Annotated in this window: 1 protein-coding gene; it reads right to left on the reverse strand. The window is 61.7% G+C overall.

Going from position 1 to position 1,321, the window contains the following annotated elements:
- Positions 1 to 86: 86 nt before the first annotated feature.
- The gene (locus tag ABD209_RS15565; protein ID WP_344067834.1) at positions 87 to 1,127 is read right to left on the reverse strand and encodes a polysaccharide deacetylase family protein; all 1,041 of its coding nucleotides are present in this window, start codon (positions 1,125 to 1,127) and stop codon (positions 87 to 89) included.
- Positions 1,128 to 1,321 lie beyond the last annotated feature (194 nt).

A 1,321-nucleotide genomic window follows, 5' to 3' on the forward strand; every position in this document is an offset into this window, starting at 1 on the left:
GCTGGAACGACCGGTCACACCCCTTCACCTGGACCAAACCCGCCGACGAAATCCTCGCCTCCATCGACCGGAAACGTAAACATGTTTCAGCGACGGACCACTAGGACTTCCGACGCCGGTGTCAGCGCCGTGGCATCCCCGCTACCCTCGGAGGTGTCTTTGGGATAGTGCAGCTCGAATGTCCGGACCCGGTGAGGATCGGCAAAGGGGATGCGCTCCTCGCCGGGCATCGTGGTTCGGGCGAAAGGGTAGCGGGCGGCGACGACCTGGAGCAAGCGGCGATTCGTTGAACCGTGCGGATAAATGAACCAGTTCGGCGCCGAGTTCAGCCCCGCCTTGACGAGTTCGGCTTGGCCACGAGCCACATCCCGCCCGTAGGCCGCGAGCGACATAGGGCCCACATAGTTGCGCACAGCATCGACGTGATACATAGAGTGATTGACCATGTCCCACCCGTAACCATCCTGTAGAGCGTGGGCTTGGGCGATATCGAGGTTGCCACTGCACGGCGCTTGCAAGCACTTCCCGATCAGCGCGACATTGCCCTTCAGCCCGGCGGCCTTCATCATTTCTGTCGCTGGCAGAATCGACGTGTATCCATCGTCAAAGACGAAGGCGACCGCCGGACGTCGGTCAACATCGGCCAGCCCGAGTTCCGCTACATCCAGCGCGACACTCGCGTGTTTGTCTTGTCCTTCGACGCTCAGTCTCACCGCATTGATCTTGGACCAGTTGATGCGGATTCCGTTGTCGATGATCCACGTCGCCCCGGCAGCGTGCCCGGTTCGGTGCGCCAGGTTCGACGAGGGCAGAGAGATGGACAGCCACCCATCGGCCCAGCTCGCATGCAAGGAAGATGCGAGAGCCCACGTTGCCCAACTCTTTCCGTGGTCACTGGAAACTGCAATCGCGGCACCCTTTAGGTGCCTTCGATTCAGTAGCCGGAATGTGAGGTAGAGCGACTGCCGGGCAAGATTGACCGCCCTCCGCGTGAGTACTGCCGAGGACTGGCCATTGCGCGCATAGAGTCGGATCGCATTTTTGACTTCCGGCACATGCAAGTCGCGAATAGCATATGAGCCTGGCGTCGCGCGCCACTCGGACGCCCTGGACGCCAGAAGGGTCACGTGCGCGGCCTTCTCGGCCTGCGGCGGGGGCGCAGTCGCGTCCGCGCTGGGCGCCTCTGAGTGAAGTTCCAGAGTAAAGGGGCTCTTCAGATTTGAGGGTGTAGCCGGTTGTCGGCGTGGGGGCGTGTCGGTGTCGGGTTGATGGGTCGAGGTCTTCCGATGATGGGAGTTACGACTCTGCCCACTCGAAAGAC

This window comes from Nostocoides vanveenii, from assembly GCF_039531165.1.
Lineage (GTDB): Bacteria > Actinomycetota > Actinomycetes > Actinomycetales > Dermatophilaceae > Nostocoides_A > Nostocoides_A vanveenii.